This is a genomic window from Salinimicrobium tongyeongense (genome assembly GCF_026109735.1).
Taxonomy (GTDB): Bacteria; Bacteroidota; Bacteroidia; order Flavobacteriales; family Flavobacteriaceae; genus Salinimicrobium; species Salinimicrobium tongyeongense.
The window spans coordinates 3,187,952-3,205,364 of sequence record NZ_CP069620.1 but is presented as its reverse complement, the minus strand read 5'-3'; the positions used below and the strand labels follow the sequence as shown (position 1 = coordinate 3,205,364).

Genomic DNA, 17,413 nt, shown 5'->3' with positions numbered 1-17,413 from the left:
AAATACAATTCTGAAAGCAATTCACAACTAGGGCAGGTGGAAGAACTATCAAACCCGACCTGTGAATCCTAAGTAAAAATACAATTCTGAAAGCAATTCACAACAAGTGATGAGTATTGGAGCACCTGTTGTGACCTGTGAATCCTAAGTAAAAATACAATTCTGAAAGCAATTCACAACAAGCTGACAATCTTCGCCCAGATGAACAATCCTGTGAATCCTAAGTAAAAATACAATTCTGAAAGCAATTCACAACTAGATGAAAGTTCTATCCTCAAGAACTTTGCCTGTGAATCCTAAGTAAAAATACAATTCTGAAAGCAATTCACAACTTGTACCGTCAGGTCTTCTCACTTGAATTACCTGTGAATCCTAAGTAAAAATACAATTCTGAAAGCAATTCACAACAAAGATCTCAAGATGCCGCATTTTAATAACCCTGTGAATCCTAAGTAAAAATACAATTCTGAAAGCAATTCACAACTTGTTCTTTTGAAGGGGTTTACTTGTTTGACCTGTGAATCCTAAGTAAAAATACAATTCTGAAAGCAATTCACAACTACCCGTTACTGATGTAGCATATCTTTCCCCCTGTGAATCCTAAGTAAAAATACAATTCTGAAAGCAATTCACAACAGCATCCTCTGGGCTATCCAGATAATACCTCCTGTGAATCCTAAGTAAAAATACAATTCTGAAAGCAATTCACAACAGCAGTTAATCGGAGGGGTAAAAGCTAAAGCCTGTGAATCCTAAGTAAAAATACAATTCTGAAAGCAATTCACAACCCCTCTCTTCCCCTAACCACTAAAAGCAAACCTGTGAATCCTAAGTAAAAATACAATTCTGAAAGCAATTCACAACAGATTAGTTTTTAGATTAATAAATTTGACTCCTGTGAATCCTAAGTAAAAATACAATTCTGAAAGCAATTCACAACCTTTTTAATGATTTAGGCGAAAATGCCTATCCTGTGAATCCTAAGTAAAAATACAATTCTGAAAGCAATTCACAACAACGTTTTATTACTTCCGCATAAGTGCCGACCTGTGAATCCTAAGTAAAAATACAATTCTGAAAGCAATTCACAACTATCTCCTGACAAAAACTAATAGTAATTAACCTGTGAATCCTAAGTAAAAATACAATTCTGAAAGCAATTCACAACCATTGGCGGGAACATCTGTTCTTCATTATTCCTGTGAATCCTAAGTAAAAATACAATTCTGAAAGCAATTCACAACCTGATATAGTATAAGTCATACCCCCTTTTACCTGTGAATCCTAAGTAAAAATACAATTCTGAAAGCAATTCACAACAGCCTTTAGTGAGTGCTGAAGATATTTATTCCTGTGAATCCTAAGTAAAAATACAATTCTGAAAGCAATTCACAACTCAGTTATTCGGCAGGAGGTTACACCATTTCCTGTGAATCCTAAGTAAAAATACAATTCTGAAAGCAATTCACAACCCTGAATGGTGGGGGTATGAAAAAGATGGACCTGTGAATCCTAAGTAAAAATACAATTCTGAAAGCAATTCACAACCCTTAGAAGATATTAAAAAAGAAGTAGAGCCCTGTGAATCCTAAGTAAAAATACAATTCTGAAAGCAATTCACAACTTTCGCTGTTACATGTAAATATTTTACCTGCCTGTGAATCCTAAGTAAAAATACAATTCTGAAAGCAATTCACAACAAGGAAATAAGTGTATATTTATTAGGCAATCCTGTGAATCCTAAGTAAAAATACAATTCTGAAAGCAATTCACAACAGCAGTCAAAGGTTATGTTTTTACAGTCTTCCTGTGAATCCTAAGTAAAAATACAATTCTGAAAGCAATTCACAACTTTGCTCCTAGCGTAACATTTGATCCCTCACCTGTGAATCCTAAGTAAAAATACAATTCTGAAAGCAATTCACAACTTCAAGAAGCAGAGGAAGTGCATTATTATCCCTGTGAATCCTAAGTAAAAATACAATTCTGAAAGCAATTCACAACTGTTTACCTCTACCTGGGTTTTTTCGATTACCTGTGAATCCTAAGTAAAAATACAATTCTGAAAGCAATTCACAACAGCTGTTTTTTTCTAATACAATATCTCTGTCCTGTGAATCCTAAGTAAAAATACAATTCTGAAAGCAATTCACAACATTCCTGTAATTAGGTTGTCATCTGCGGTTCCTGTGAATCCTAAGTAAAAATACAATTCTGAAAGCAATTCACAACCCAATAGACATATCCCCAACCGCTTTCATTCCTGTGAATCCTAAGTAAAAATACAATTCTGAAAGCAATTCACAACTGTCTTACGATTTTAGAGTTTACAACCAAACCTGTGAATCCTAAGTAAAAATACAATTCTGAAAGCAATTCACAACCTTTGAACGTTGATGGATCTAACATCATAGCCTGTGAATCCTAAGTAAAAATACAATCTTGAAAGCAATTCACAACGAAGGACAAAGAATGTTAGAGGAAGGATTACCTGTGAATCCTAAGTAAATATACAATCTTGAAAGCAATTCACAACACTTACCGGGGGCTGTGGTTATAATTCTATCCTGTGAATCCTAAGTAAATATACAATCTTGAAAGCAATTCACAACTGGATTATCTTCTTGGTCTTTATGCTCAGACCTGTGAATCCTAAGTAAATATACAATCTTGAAAGCAATTCACAACGAGGTGTTATCGTGATATACATTGCCTAATCCTGTGAATCCTAAGTAAATATACAATCTTGAAAGCAATTCACAACACTTTTGCTGTTCTATTAATTCGTTTTCGTCCTGTGAATCCTAATTAAATATACAATCTTGAAAGCAATTCACAACAAGAAGAACAGACGGAAAAAAAGGACAGGCCTGTGAATCCTAAGTAAATATACAATCTTGAAAGCAATTCACAACTATTGCCCAATCAAGTATTTCAAGCTCTGTCCTGTGAATCCTCAGTGAAAAATACAATTTTGAAAGCAATTCACAACCCTGAAGGCTGGCTTCAACCAAATCAGGGCCTGTGAATCCTAAGCTAAAAATACAATTCTGAAAGCAATTCACAACCTCGTCAACAAAGCGTATCATTTGCCTTGACCTGTGAATCCTCAGTGAAAAATACAATTTTGAAAGCAATTCACAACACCCATGTCCTCCACATTCGTGTCCAGAAGCCTGTGAATCCTCAGTGAAAAATACAATAGCTGAAAAACTACCCCCCCATCCTTTAAATGGACTGTATTATTTGTGTATTCGTGGCCTTAGCTCCTGTTTTATTTTTTTAATAGGAAAACAATAATTTAAAAAAGAAACTTTAGAAAAGTAACCCTACTTCAGCCAAAATGCTCACCTCCCAAAAATAGTATTTTTAAGGAGTGTTTTTCCGAAGAAGAAAATCCGGACTAAATGATCTGCTTCAGCTGATTTTCATCAGATTTTCATTACTTTTTGACCTGTAGCGCCAAACAAACTTTTTTATATGCCTTACTTTTGCATCAGAATTTGAAAAACTATGAACAAAGGACTTTATATAGCGACTTTAGAGCCAAACAGCGGTAAATCTTTGATCTCCCTGGGCCTTATGCGGGCTTTGTTGGGTAAAACAGTGAGAGTAGCCTATTTTAGGCCTATCATCAATGAAGAAAAGCCGGGAAAACCCGATAATCATATAGACACGGTTTTAAAATATTTCGACCTTCCCATGTCGTACGAAGATTCTTATGCCTATACCAGGAATGAGGTCATCCAAAAACGCAACGAAGGGAAATCGGGGGAGATTATAGATACTATTATAAGGAAGTACAAAAAACTTGAAGAAAACTTCGATTTTGTGCTGGTAGAAGGCAGTGATTTTTCGGGGGAAGGCAGCGTGTTTGAGTTTGATGAGAACGTGAATATCGCCAAAAACCTGGGGCTTCCGGTAATTATTATCGCCAGCGGTCGCGGCAAGTCCAAAGAAGGCCTTATGGGTAGCCTGCAAATGGCCTACCAAACTTTCATTAAAAAAGACGTGCGGGTAATTGCCATGGTAAGTAACAAAATTGAACTTGCCAACCTTACCATTGCCACCAACGGCATGAGGGAGTTCCTCCCCGATGATGTGGCGGTGTTTGCCCTGCCCCTTATTGACAGCCTGGCCAACCCTACTTTAAAGGAGATCGTGGAAGCTCTCGACGGAAAAGTGCTTTTTGGAGAAGAATTCCTCGACAACCAGTCGGGCAGCTTTAACGTGGGTGCCATGCAGCTGCGCAATTACCTGAAACACCTTAAGAATGAAAGCCTCGTGATCACCCCGGGTGACCGTGCCGATATTATTCTGGGAGCTTTACAGGCCCATATTTCCAGCAATTATCCCCGAATTTCGGGAATAATTCTCACTGGCGGCCTGGTTCCCGAAGATTCTATCATCAAGCTTATTGAAGGCCTTTCTCAGGTAGTGCCTATAATTTCTGTGGAAGAAGGAACTTTTAATGTAACAAATAAAGTAGGGTCTATAAATTCCAATATTTACGCCGATAGCACGCAAAAGATCGAGACTTCCATCAGCACTTTCGAAAAGTATATTAATATAGATCCTCTTATAGAGCGTTTTGCCGGCATCCAGGCCACCGGACTTACCCCGCGTATGTTCCAGTACAGCCTCGTAAAACGTGCACAGCAGCAACGCAAGCACATCGTTTTACCCGAAGGTAACGACGAGCGCATCCTCACAGCTGCTTCGCGCCTCATAGCTATGGATATTGTTGACCTTACCATTCTTGGAGACGAAGAAGAGATCAAAAAGATGGTGATGAACCTGGCTATCCCGATGGATCTGGATAAACTGCGCATCATCAACCCTGCCACTTCCGACTACTTTGACGATTACGTGAAAACTTTTTTCGAGCTGCGCAAACACAAGAACATCAATATGGATATTGCCCGCGACCTCATGAGCGACGTATCCTACTTCGGGACCATGATGATCTATAAAGGCCATGCCGACGGGATGGTTTCGGGAGCGGCGCATACCACCCAGCATACCATTCGTCCGGCGCTTCAGTTCATCAAGACCAAACCCGGCGTATCGGTAGTTTCATCGGTGTTCTTTATGTGTCTTGAAGACAGGGTTTCAGTTTTTGGAGATTGCGCTATTAACCCCAACCCTACTGCGGAAGAACTTGCGGAGATCTGTATCTCTTCTGCAGAAAGCAGTAAAGCCTTCGGAATTGAGCCAAAAATTGCCATGCTCTCCTACTCCTCCGGAAGCTCCGGAAAAGGAGAAGATGTTGACAGAGTTCGCGAAGCCACTGAAATTGTGAAGAATAAACGTCCCGATCTTAAGATAGAAGGACCTATTCAATACGATGCTGCAGTAGACCTCAACGTGGGCCGCAGCAAGTTACCGGGCTCTGAAGTGGCAGGGCAGGCAAGCGTGCTCATTTTCCCCGACCTCAACACCGGGAACAACACCTATAAAGCCGTACAGAGGGAAACAGGTGCTTTGGCCATTGGCCCTATGCTCCAGGGACTCAACCAGCCGGTGAACGACCTTAGCCGCGGTTGTACTGTAGATGATGTTTTCAACACGGTGATCTTAACAGCCATTCAGGCTCAGGGACTTTAATGGTTTAAGGAAATTCAAGATTCAAGATTCAAGATTCAATATTCTGAATAGAAGATTTATAAATTGATAGCTGACATACTCATACTCATTCACATAAAATGAAAAACAACATACTCGTTATAAACTCCGGAAGTTCTTCTCTAAAATTTCAATTGATCGAAATGCCTTCAGAAAAAGTGCTGGCCCAGGGGCTGGTTGAAAGGATAGGACAGGCTTCAGGAAAAATACACTATAAATCGGAAGCTTTTTCAACTTCCGAAGAAATGCAAATCGCAGATCATTCTGTAGCTTTAAAGGAAGTGACCAAGCACCTTATGCATAGTGAATATGGCGTGATACACGATCCTGCCGATATCCCTGCTATTGGCCACCGCGTGGTGCATGGGGGGGCAAGTTTTTCGGATACCGTGATCATAGATGAAAAGGTAAAACAGAAAATAGAACAGCTTTTTTCACTGGCGCCGCTTCACAACCCGCCAAACCTAAAAGGAATTCAGGTGGCAGAGGAGATCTTCCCCGATGCTACCCAGGTGGCTGTTTTTGATACCGCTTTTCACCAGAGCATTCCGTCTCGCGCCAGCAAATATGCCATTCCAAATGAGTTTTTTGAAGAGAAAAAGATACAGGTTTACGGCTTTCACGGTACCAGCCACAAGTATGTTTCTGAAAAAGCCAACGAATACCTTAAAAAGGAAAATACTAAACTTATTACCGTACACCTTGGAAATGGTTGCAGCATGACGGCGGTTAAAGACGGGAAAAGTATAGACCACACCCTGGGCTTTGGGCCTGTAAACGGGCTCATAATGGGAACCAGAAGCGGAGACATAGACCAGTCGGTGATCTTCTATCTCATTGAACAATTTGGCTACACCGCCCAGGAAGTGAGCGACCTGCTACACCATAAAAGCGGAATGTACGGGCTTACCGGTTACAGCGATCTACGGGATATTGAAGAACAGGCCGAAAAAGGTAACAGGCAGTGCCAGTTAGCTCTTGAAATGAACGCTTATCGCATCAAAAAATACATTGGGGCCTATACGGCAGCGATGAACGGACTCGATGCCGTGGTTTTCACCGCCGGAATAGGAGAAAACTCGGATGTTATCAGAAAACTGGTTTGTACAGATATGGATTATCTTGGCCTTGGGCTTGATGAAGAGAAGAACAGCCTGCGTTCAAAAGAGATAAGGAATATTGCCAAAGAAGGATCAAAAGTGGAGATCTTGGTAATTCCTACAAACGAAGAACTGGAAATTGCCAAGCAGACGGTTGCTTTCGTCTAAATTTCTTCTGAAAAATGACATTTTTGAGCGGTGGGGCTACACAAACAGGTATGCCTCTCCGCTCTTTACTTTTGCAGCAAATACGCTAATGTTCTCTTCCAGTTCTTTCCTGAACTTCTGCTTTAGCGGCTGTACCGAAAAATGCACCGGGCAGGGCTGTTCCGAACTGCATTTTTTCAACCCCAAAACACAATCGTCTAACCTGTAGGTCCCGTCAATTATATTCACCACCTCTATCAAAGGAGTTTCAAGTGCTTTGGAAGTAAGGTAAAATCCGCCGGTGGGCCCTTTAGAAGAAGAAATGATATTTTCCCGGGAGAGGGATTGCAATAATTTGGAGAGAAAAGGTGAAGGCAGCTTAATGGCTTCCGCGATTTCTTTCGCTCTTATCTTTTTTTGTTCATTTGAATGTACTGCCAGGTAAAGTACGGCATTCACGGCATATTTACTGGAGCTGGATAGCATATTGTTGTAAGTTTTGAGTCATAAATCTGGATTAAAGGTCAAACGAAGCTGCCAAAATTAAATTAATCCTCCTACATATCATATTTTCCCGGCCTTAATTAAGAGTATTTTATCTCTTTACCTTAAAATCTCTTTACTTCTCCCCTTTCGGCACCCCTTCAAAGATAGATATTTCTTTTCAACAACATTTAAAGGTCTTATTATCTTTTTATCTTATTTTGTTATAAATTTATAAGACTTAACCCCATAACCTCTATTAGCATGAAACTGAAATACTACTTATTTTCAGCCTTTATGGCCGTTTTGCTAACTGCCTGTGGTGAAGAAGAACAAAAGGAAAACATTAAAATACCCGGCCAAAGTACTGCAGTACAAAAAGAAGTGGTACAGGAAGCGGCTTCTACTACTGCTGAAGTAGATAATATGCAAAATAAAGGCGTTGGCCCCATAAAAAATTTAGAGCTTAACGAAGATATAGACACCGCTATGGCCATTCGCGGCGAAGAATTATTCAACAACATGTGTACTGCCTGCCATAAAATGGAGCAAAAATCCATTGGTCCTTCCCTTGCAGGAGTGACTCAGAGGCGTAGCCCCGAGTGGATCATGAATATGATCTTAAACCCTGAGAAAATGATCAAGGAAGACCCCATTGCAAAAAAGCTGCTGATAGAATCTCACATGGCTGTTATGGCAAATCAAAACCTTTCTGAAGAACAAAGCCGTGCCATTCTCGAATATTTCAGAAGTTACGATCAGAAAAATTAGATTCGGGGTTGTACAATTACACCCACTTAAATCAAAATCTGATTTGCTCATAAAAAATTGTACTGCTTAAACAGCAGACTTTAACCCTTTATTGAATATTGTTTAACAGCAATTAGTAGCCTGGAGCAGCTTGATTTGGTAACTTGAATTCAAGATTAAGTTTAACCAAAAACCAAAACCAATGAGAAATCAGGAATTTTTAAATAAGTTATCAAACTGTATCAACCACTGCAACTATTGTGCAGATGCCTGTCTTGATGAGGATAACCTCAAAAAGATGGTAGACTGCATTAGAAAAGATAAGGTTTGCGCCTCTGCCTGTGCTTCGCTTGCCGATATTTTGGCCATTAAAAATGCAAATGCCACCGGCCTGGTGAAATATTGTGAGCAGGTTTGCCGAGATTGTGCCGAAGAATGTGAAAAACACGAAACCCAGCACTGTAAAGATTGTGCAAAAGCCTGCCGTGAATGTGAAGAAGCCTGTAAAAAATATCTTGCAGCAGCTTAATAATCAGGAAATACAAATAGGGGCTGTTTTAGATTCACTCTTATTGATCGAATTTAAAACAGCCTTTTTTATGTAGCTGAATTGAAGCTGAAAAAAACGGATTCCCTCTCAAAAAATGTCATTTTCGAGAGTTTTTTTACTGCGGAATTCTTCCGTACAGTTCATTCTGCCTGTATAACTTTTCTGCGCTCTGCACCGGGATCCCTTCCGAAGTAATTCTCCACGACCAGTTGCCCTTCGTACTGCCGGGCGTATTCATGATCGCTTCGCTGCCCAGCCCAAGAATGTCCTGCAAAGGCAGGATAGCCACAGCCGCCACCGATGCCAAGGCCATGCGGCACAGCAGCTCGTGTACATTGTTTTCAGTGATTTTTTGACCTGTGTATTGCTCCAAATGCTCCCGCACCTCCTTCCCGCTGTCTTTAAACCAGCCTGCAGTGGTGTTATTGTCATGGGTGCCGGTGTACACAATGCTGTTGAACTCGTGATTATAAGGAATATAAGGGTTTTTGCGGTTGGTATCCCCAAAAGCGAACTGCAGCACTTTCATTCCCGGAAATTTAAATTCTTCCAGAAGGTCATATACTGCCTGATCAAGAAGGCCGAGATCTTCTGCTATAAAGGGCATATCGGGAAATTCAGTTTTTACCTGATGAAAGAAATCGGAACCCGGAGTTTCGGCCCATGTTCCGTTTATCGCGGTCTTCTCCCCTGCCGGCACCTCCCAGTAATCGGCAAAGGCCCTAAAATGGTCGATCCGCACCACGTCAAACAGCAGCAAATTTTGTCGCAGCCGCTGTTTCCACCAGTCGTAACCACTTGCTTTAAGCACTTGCCAGTTGTAAACCGGGGTTCCCCACAATTGACCTGTTTTGCTGAAAAGGTCTGGAGGCACACCCGAAATATGTGTGGGTTGTTTCTCCTCATCCAGTTTAAAAATTTCAGGATTAGCCCAGCAATCGGCACTATCATGGTTTATATAAAACGGAACATCCCCAAATATCTGAATGCCGTTGTTGTGGGCTTCCAGAATAAGGCGCGACCATTGTGAAAAGAACAAAAACTGCACAAATTTTTCCCGCTCAATTTGATCCTTTAATTCGGTTTTTGCCTTTTGCAAAGCTGCAGGTTGCCTGTCGCGCAATTCTTTGGGCCAGTCGGTCCAGTTTTTCCTGTCATATTTGTGCCGCAGCGCAAGGTACAGGCTGTAATTATCAAGCCAGTCCGCATGGATTTTTACGAATTCGGCAAAATCAGGATCAACTTTATCCCGGGATTTGAACTGTCTGTAAGCCGCATCAAATATTTCCTCTTTATAATTTACTACAGTGTCAAAAATGACTTTTTCTGAGCTTATTTCAAAAGGTACCGAAAAGTCACTTAAATCAACATAGCCCTCTTCTTCAAGCAGCTGCGGGCTAATCAATAAAGGATTCCCGGCGAAAGCCGAATGGCTGCTGTAGGGAGAGTGATGGTAAATACCGTCTGTGGGGTTGAGCGGCAGGATTTGCCAGTACGAATAGCCCGATTTTTTAAGGAAATCGAGAAACTTAAAGGCTTCGGGGCCAAGATCCCCAATCCCAAACCTGCCGGGCAAAGAGGTGATATGTAAAAGAATTCCGCTGCTTCTTTTTAGTTTCATATTAATGCTTCTGTTTTAAAAGTGCTACCGGAAATTTCTTAAAAAGCTCATGTACATCAATTTCTTCGGAAGAAAAATCTTCTTCAGAAATGACATTTTTGAAACTTCCTTTGATGTTTTCGGGTAAAATTACTTTCAGCTCCTGTTGCAGGTCTTTAAGCTGAAGTTCTTCAGTAAAAAGCTGCGTTACCATCACCGGAACTACCACCAGCACGGTGTTTTCAGCATCTTTACGGGCAAAGGCGAGCACGTGCTCCCTAAGTTCCCCCTTCACCTGGAGCGGAATATAATCGCCATTTTCAAAGGTATTGGGAATTTCCCTGCGCAAAACAAGCGCGCGGTGAAGGCAGTACATTTTGATCCTGCCCGACCGGTAATCCTGCTTCAGGTTTTCAAGATGCTGCCCCAATTCTTCGGGAGTAACCGAATCAAATTCGGATAGGTATTTTTTCCGAAGCTCATAATCCACCGGCCTTCGGTTATCGGGATCTACGTAGCTAAGGTCCCACAGCTCTGTGCCCTGGTAAATATCGGGAATTCCGGGGGCGGTAATCTTCAGCAAAGATTGCGACAGCGATTTTACCGCTCCAAAAGCCGAAACCTTGTGATGGAACCCGCTAAAAGATTCCCTGAAAATGTCATTTTTGAGAAGTTCTTCCAGGAAATCGTAGACCTTATTTTCATAGTCCTCGTCGGGCTGCGCCCAGGACGAATTTTCTTTGGCCTCCCGCAGCACTTTCTGTAAATAAGCCGTAGAACGCTCCAAAAATTCCTCTCCCGGCTCTCCTTCATGTGGCCAGGCACCCACGAGCATCTGAAAAATAAAATAGGTTTCATTTGAATTGGGAACGCCAGGGTCTTTTCTCGCTTTTTTGGAAATATTTCGCCATTCTTCTACTTTTTCAAACCACTCGGCTCCTATTTCACTCAGCACATTGAGCCTCATTCGGGCATCTTCGCCGCGCTTGGTGTCGTGGGTTGCAGTGGCATTTATGGATAGCGGAAAATCTTCAAGCCGCAACTTCATCCTGTCGTGAAAACCGCTAATTGAAAGCCCGAAATTCTCGGGAGAATCGCCTACTTCGTTGTGCGAGATCAATTCGTTATATATATAAAAAGTGGTGTCTTCAACGCCTTTTGCCGCAAGCGGACCCGTGAATTGCTGACATCTTTGCAGGAACTGCAACATATTCTCCCGGTCTTTTCCAGCTTCTCCCAAAAAGATGTTCTTGACCTGCTCCAGTTCCTTTTCCAGCTCGGGTTTATGGGCTGCAGCGGTTTGAAAAGCGGCATCAATGATTTTTTTCTGCCGTTTTTTTAAAGGGTAATCTTCAGGATAGATACGGTAGACCGGGAAGGCGGCCAAAAATGCCCCCAAAGCCAGCCTGTTATTCTCCTCTTCATCCAGAAGATCGAGCTTTAATGCCATTTCCCAGAGGTTTTTGTATTCCCCGCCCATTCGTTCTTCAAGAATAAACTGCTTTTGCTCATAAACCAGCTCATGATAATCGGCCTGCTTTGGGTACAGGGCCTGGTAGGCCTCAAAAAATTCATCTTCCCCTTTCGGGCTGGTAAGCAACTGGTTCACCGTGGCTAGAAAACCGTAGCCGCTGGTCCCCTCTACCGGCCAGTGTACAGGCAGCTTTTCATCCCACTCCAGGATCTTTTCTATGGTGATATAGAAATCGTCTCCCAACTTCTCCCGAAGCCGCTGCAGGTAAGTTTTTGGGTCTAGCAGTCCGTCAACATGGTCTATGCGCAGCCCCTGTACCAAACCTTCCTCACAGAGCTGAAGTATAAAGCGGTGATAGCTCTCAAACACCTCCCGCTCTTCCATGCGCAGGCAAATAAGGTCATTAATGGTAAAAAACCGGCGGTAATTGATGTTCGTCTCGGTTTCTTTCCAGTGGGCCGGCAAAAAATACTGCTCGTCAAGGATCTTTTTCAGCTTTTCTTCGGAAGTGTTGATCTCCTCAACCCTCTTATCTATTTTCTTTCGAAAATCCGGATCTTTATCGTATTCCCGAAGAAAATATTCCTTGAGCTCTTCCCATTTCTCATTTTCTGCGGAAAAATTCCGGAATTTGTTTTCCCAGGCCTCTCCGGATTCTTTTCCGAGGATATTGGCATAAGATCTGGCCGAAGCCAGGTATTCGTGATCAAAATACCTGAACAAAAATCCCCTTTTTGACACCTTAAGCTGCAATTCTTTTTGCTGAAGGACTTCAGCTAAAGGATTTCCCAGGAAAGGCGCCATCACTTTGCCCGATTGCTCCCAATCTATATCAAAAAAATGGTAATGCAGCGATTGCGGGCCTAGCTCAAAAATATCCTGCAACCAGATGTTGTCGCCATCAAAGGCCATGTGATTGGGCACAATATCCTGCAGCCAGGACATGTTCTTTTGCTTCAGCCTGTTGCTCAAATTTCTGAACATATCGAGCCTGCCAATCTCCTTGTTGAGCTTAAACGGGTTTGTGATGTCATACCCATGGCTGCTGCCCTTTCGGGCCTGGAAAAAAGGTGCCGAATAAATCGTGGAAATGCCCAGCTTTTCCAGGTAATCCAAAATCTCGTTGAGATTTTCGAGGGTATACTCGGGGGAAAGCTGGATCCTGTATGTTGAGACGGGATTTTTCATTCGAGAGAGAGGTTTACAGATTCTTCAAGCTGCTGAAAAGCCTGTACCCATTTGCCCGCAACCTCATCGCCTTCTTCACTGCGCTCTAGCATAGTTTGATAATGTTCTTCTTTTATTCCGAAGGTGATATTCTGCGCCTGCCATTTTTCGGGAGACAAGGGCGTATCTTCAAGCATTTGAAGCAGGGAATTGACTTTTTTCAGCAATTTAAAGTCCAGCGGATTTTTCTCCAGTTCCAGCATTTTTTCGGTCAGGCGCCGGTCTGCAAGGAAGTTAAGCGTCACCATATCCAGGTTCGCCTGAATTGAAACTGCCGATTTTATCTGGATCTCCAGTTTTTTAAAGTTGCAGTCTTTCTTTTTTAGTTCCTTTACGAGCCTGTTGTTCACAGCCATCTCTACCGGCAGTTTAAGCCTGGTAGGTACCCGCATGTTGATCTCCTGGAACGTCTTAAGCAAAGGATAAGTCTGGTCATACAACTGCTGCATGGCACCTTCGGCCCCGGTGAGGTTGTTTTCCATGACCTGTTTCATAATATGGTGCTGCTCATCGCGGAACAAATGCCAGAAAGAGTAGTTGTGGTTTCCGAAGTGGGTATCCATAAGGTTGAAGATCTCGTAGATATTTCCCTTTTCAAAATAGAAAGCCATCTTGTTGTGCAGCTCTTCGAGGGCTTCTGTGCCAATGTACTGGCGCACCCCGCCAAAAATATGATGATCTCCCATGTAAAGTACGGCATAAGAGATATCCAGTTTTTCCCAGGTAATATCACTGCGGAACTCGGTGCGGGCAATCATTAACTTTTGCTTTCCGGCTTCATAGTAATGGCTGGCCTTGGTGGTGGCGCTAAAGTTGTAAAGTGTGACCTCTTCGGGGAACTCCTCAAAAATAGAAGAGATCGCGTAGTGGGCACCAATCCTTATCATATCGAGCTCCATGGGCTTTACAAAAAGCTCATATGCTTTATGAACAGTGCCGTATTCTTTGATGTTGCTCGGTATTTTTTTGAGAGATTCCACAAAATCGGGTTCATAGCTGTCGCCGCTTATTTCTTCGGCCAGCTGTACCGCACGTTGGGCATAGAAAATATCCTGCATGGATTCAATGCCCGTTACCTCGTCAAAGAACCAGCCGCAACTGGTGTACATCAACATGGTGTGGTACTGCATTTCGAGTAGCTTGAGCAGCTTCACTTCATCATCTTCAGACAAATTCCCGCCAAAATTTTCTGAAAGAAAATTCCTTACGTTTTCGTTACTCCGGTCGAGAATTACTTTGATGTACTTATTGCGCACTTCCCAGGGATCTTCAGTATACGCGCCCATTTCCTTTTCATAAAGGGCAATCAGTTTTTCGCGCACCTTATCAAAAGCTTCCCGCAGCGGTTTACGCCATTTTTGATCCCAGTCTCCATTCCCACCGGTATTGCATCCGCAGTCGCTGCGCCAGCGCTCCACCCCGTGATAACAGCTCCAGGAGGTATCTTCTATGATTTGCGCCTCATATTCGGGCGGAAATTTTTCCAAAAATTCCCCATAAATGGTAAGGTTCAAATCTTCATCCTCTTCGAGCGAATGCAGGCAATAAGACAGTGCCATTTCCCCGAGTTTATGGTGGTGGCCGTAACTTTCGCCATCGGTGGCAATGTGCACCAGTTCCCTATCGTCATGATTGGCAAATTGCCCCCGGAGCCTGTCGGCAAAAGCTTCCCCGTTGTTCAAAAGCCCTTCAAAAGCAACCGCCTGCGAAGCCGGGCCGTCATAAAAGAAAAGGCTGATCTCATTTCCCGAAGGCAGTTTGCAGGTATAGGCACGGCGGGTGTTCACCTTGGCATCTGTGGCATCTTCCCAGTCTTTCGCACCAATTTTTCTCACCTGTTTTGCCTGGTAGGGCGATAAAATAGTGAACTTAATGCCGTGTTTTGCGAGCGTTTCGAGAACATCGGTATTCACGGCGGTCTCCCCCAGCCACATACCTTCGGGCATGCGGCCGTAACGGGATTTAAAATCTTCTATCCCCCAAATCACCTGAGTTTCCTGGTCACGTTTGTTGGCCAGTGGCATAATAAGGTGGTTGTAGGCCTGGGCCAGAGCCGCCCCGTGGCCCGAAAAAGTTTCCTGGCTCAGTTTATCGGCTTCCAGGATGGCTTCATAGGTCTCGGGGGTTTCGTTTTCCATCCAGGCCAGTAAAGTAGGGCCAATGTTAAAGCTCATCCAGGCATAATTGTTCATAATGGCCTGTATCTTTCCTTCTTCATCCAAAATACGGGAAGCGGAATTGCGCACATAACATTCGGCGTTAATGCGGTGGTTCCAGTCGTGGTAAGGGTATGCCGATTCCTGAATCTCTACCTTGTTAAGCCAGGGGTTTTCTCTTGGCGGCTGGTAAAAATGGCCGTGCACACATACATATTTTTTGCTCATAATGTTTTTTATTAATTATTGATCTGCCACAAAAGCGGGGTCCCAAAAAGGGCATTTTTAACGCATATTTTTAAGACCTGTAAATCACTGCCGCTTCTGCAGGTACAATGATATTTCCTGAATCAAAAAGTTCGTTTGAATCCTTATTTCCACCCCATTTTTTATCTGCAGAAAAGATGAGGGGCCGGGGGGGTATTTTTTCTAAAATTTTTTCTGAATACTCTGAACTTCCGAAGTTATAAATACCGGTTAAGACTGAATTTTCATCCTTTGCTGAAACCTTCAGGAGTTTTTTGTCCTCATCGGCTTCAAAAGTGGCATTTTGGAGGCTAAAAAGCCCGAAAGCCCCTTGTTTTTTCAGCTTTATAAGTTTCTTATAAAAATTAAACAGCTTGTTTTTCTGATCATCTTTCTTAAAATGCCAGTTGAGCTTTGAATTTTCAAAAGTGCTTTTGGCCTGCGGATCGGGAAAATCGACTTCAGAATGAGAGTGAAAGAAGTACTCGAATTCCCTTTTTCGGCCCTCCTGTACTGCTTTTACAAGGCTGGCATCGCCGTGGCTCACAAAATACTGAAAACGATTCTTTTCCCCGAACTCTTCCCCCATAAAAAGCATGGGCACAAATGGCGCGCTGAGCATGGTGGCGGCAGCGAGCTTCTGTTTTTCAAAACTCAGCAGCTCAGCGAAGCGTTCGCCCAGCAGCCTGTTCCCCACCTGATCGTGGTTCTGGATACAGATCACAAAATGGGAAGGCTCAAGCCCGGCAGGAGCATTGCCGATGCTGCGCTTGCGAAAGGGCGAATAAATTCCGTCGTAGATAAAAGCCTGTTTAAAAGATTTGGCCAGGAATTCCATTTTTCCGTAGTCGGTATAATAACCTGCGTCTTCCCCGGTGAGGATGGTGTGCAGGGCGTGGTGAAAATCGTCTACCCACTGGCCTTCCAGCCCAAAGCCCCCGTGCTCATAATCTCTTATTAATTTGGTATCATTGAGGTCGCTTTCGGCAATGAGCACATATTTTCTTCCGGTCTTTGTTTCCAGTGCGTCGGTCTTCTCGCTTAATTCCTTCAGAAAATGCCTTGCGCCCCTGTCGATGATCTCGTGAACGGCATCGAGGCGGAGACCGTCAAGATGGAAACCTTCAAGCCACATGAGCGCATTCTGAATAAAATGCTGCCTCACCTGATCTGAATATTCATCGTCAAAATTTAAAGCACTTCCCCAGGGCGTATGGTATTTATCGGTAAAATAAGGGCCGTATTGGGAAATGTAGTTTCCTTCGGGGCCAAGATGGTTGTAAACCACATCGAGGATCACGCTTATACCCTGGGCGTGGCAGGCATCTACAAGTTTTTTAAGCCCGGCCGCTCCGCCGTAGCTATCCTGTGCTGCAAAGGGGTACACGCCATCATACCCCCAGTTGCGCTCCCCGGGAAACTGGGCCACGGGCATTAGCTCAATGGTGTTTACACCCAGTTCTTCCAGGTGGCCGAGTTTATCGATAACGCCTTCAAAAGTCCCTGTTTTGGTAAAGCTGCCCACGTGGAGCTCATAAATGATCATTTCAGAAAGCTGCCTGCCTTTCCATTCCCTATCCTGCCACTCATGGGCGCTGTGGTCTATAACCTGTGACCACGAATGAACACCCTGCGGTTGGGAAAGGGAAGCGGGATCGGGAAATTCATCTTTTTGATCGAGGCGGAATTTATAGGTGTCGCCCGGGGCAACATTTTTTACTTCTTTACACCAGTAACCTTTATTATCTTTAATAAGATCTTCGGCGTTTTTAGATTTTTCAAATACTACTTCAACAGTTTTGGCAAAAGGTGCCCATACGCAAAATTCAACTTTTTCATGTCCTTTATATACTGCACCAACTTTCTTTCCCATAGGTTTCTTTCTTCCTGAATTTCAAATACACTCAAAGCTAAGAAGGATAAAATGGAAGATTTAATGTTTAATAGTTTTTTAACTAAGGGTGTGCATATACTTGCCTAAATTTAAGTGTTTTAGAATGCAGGAATACCCGAAATCACAGGCATTTCGGGAAATAATCAACCATTTATCCAATA

At 42.9% G+C, this 17,413-nt stretch carries 9 protein-coding genes and 1 CRISPR repeat array (1 of these 10 only partly in view); of the genes, 4 read left to right on the top strand and 5 right to left on the bottom strand.

The features are described 5' to 3' along the window. Nucleotides 1-2,915: a CRISPR direct-repeat array (repeat unit 46 nt; unit sequence CCTGTGAATCCTAAGTAAAAATACAATTCTGAAAGCAATTCACAAC); it reaches 169 nt to the left of the window's first position. Nucleotides 2,916-3,513: 598 nt separating this feature from the next. Both pta and JRG66_RS14225 read left to right on the top strand, forming a co-directional pair. Continuing rightward, complete coding sequence (gene pta, locus JRG66_RS14230) at nucleotides 3,514-5,607, top strand: phosphate acetyltransferase (protein WP_265163428.1); 2,094 nt, start codon at nucleotides 3,514-3,516, stop codon at nucleotides 5,605-5,607. 98 nt (nucleotides 5,608-5,705) lie between these two features. Further along, nucleotides 5,706-6,893 carry an acetate/propionate family kinase gene (locus tag JRG66_RS14225; RefSeq protein WP_265163427.1) on the top strand — a complete coding sequence of 396 codons (1,188 nt, stop codon included), beginning with the start codon at nucleotides 5,706-5,708 and terminating at the stop codon, nucleotides 6,891-6,893. Nucleotides 6,894-6,929: 36 nt separating this feature from the next. On the opposite strand, the gene JRG66_RS14220 is transcribed toward JRG66_RS14225, so the two are convergent. Further along, nucleotides 6,930-7,358 (bottom strand): RrF2 family transcriptional regulator, encoded by a 429-nt coding sequence (locus JRG66_RS14220; RefSeq protein WP_265163426.1) that lies wholly within the window; start codon nucleotides 7,356-7,358, stop codon nucleotides 6,930-6,932. A 261-nt stretch (nucleotides 7,359-7,619) separates the two neighbouring features. Here JRG66_RS14220 and JRG66_RS14215 point away from each other — a divergent pair, with 261 nt between their 5' ends. Together JRG66_RS14215 and JRG66_RS14210 are read left to right on the top strand one after the other, a co-directional pair. Beyond that, the gene (locus JRG66_RS14215) at nucleotides 7,620-8,126 is read left to right on the top strand and encodes a c-type cytochrome (protein ID WP_265163425.1); all 507 of its coding nucleotides are present in this window, start codon (nucleotides 7,620-7,622) and stop codon (nucleotides 8,124-8,126) included. Between the two features lie 181 nt (nucleotides 8,127-8,307). Next, nucleotides 8,308-8,634: a four-helix bundle copper-binding protein gene (locus JRG66_RS14210; protein ID WP_265163424.1), complete on the top strand. Its 327-nt coding sequence runs from the start codon at nucleotides 8,308-8,310 to the stop codon at nucleotides 8,632-8,634. A gap of 136 nt (nucleotides 8,635-8,770) precedes the next feature. Here the strand turns inward: JRG66_RS14210 and malQ are convergent, their stop codons facing one another. From malQ to treZ, 4 genes are all read right to left on the bottom strand, one after another. Then, the gene (malQ, locus tag JRG66_RS14205; RefSeq protein ID WP_265163423.1) at nucleotides 8,771-10,276 is read right to left on the bottom strand and encodes a 4-alpha-glucanotransferase; all 1,506 of its coding nucleotides are present in this window, start codon (nucleotides 10,274-10,276) and stop codon (nucleotides 8,771-8,773) included. 1 nt (nucleotide 10,277) lies between these two features. Further along, entirely contained in the window at nucleotides 10,278-12,917 is a 2,640-nt protein-coding gene (gene treY / locus JRG66_RS14200) for a malto-oligosyltrehalose synthase (protein WP_265163422.1), read from the bottom strand. After that, complete coding sequence (locus JRG66_RS14195) at nucleotides 12,914-15,340, bottom strand: DUF3536 domain-containing protein (protein ID WP_265163421.1); 2,427 nt, start codon at nucleotides 15,338-15,340, stop codon at nucleotides 12,914-12,916. The genes treY and JRG66_RS14195 overlap by 4 nt, the downstream gene beginning before the upstream one ends. A gap of 70 nt (nucleotides 15,341-15,410) precedes the next feature. After that, the gene (gene treZ / locus JRG66_RS14190) at nucleotides 15,411-17,231 is read right to left on the bottom strand and encodes a malto-oligosyltrehalose trehalohydrolase (protein ID WP_265163420.1); all 1,821 of its coding nucleotides are present in this window, start codon (nucleotides 17,229-17,231) and stop codon (nucleotides 15,411-15,413) included. Nucleotides 17,232-17,413: the final 182 nt, after the last annotated feature.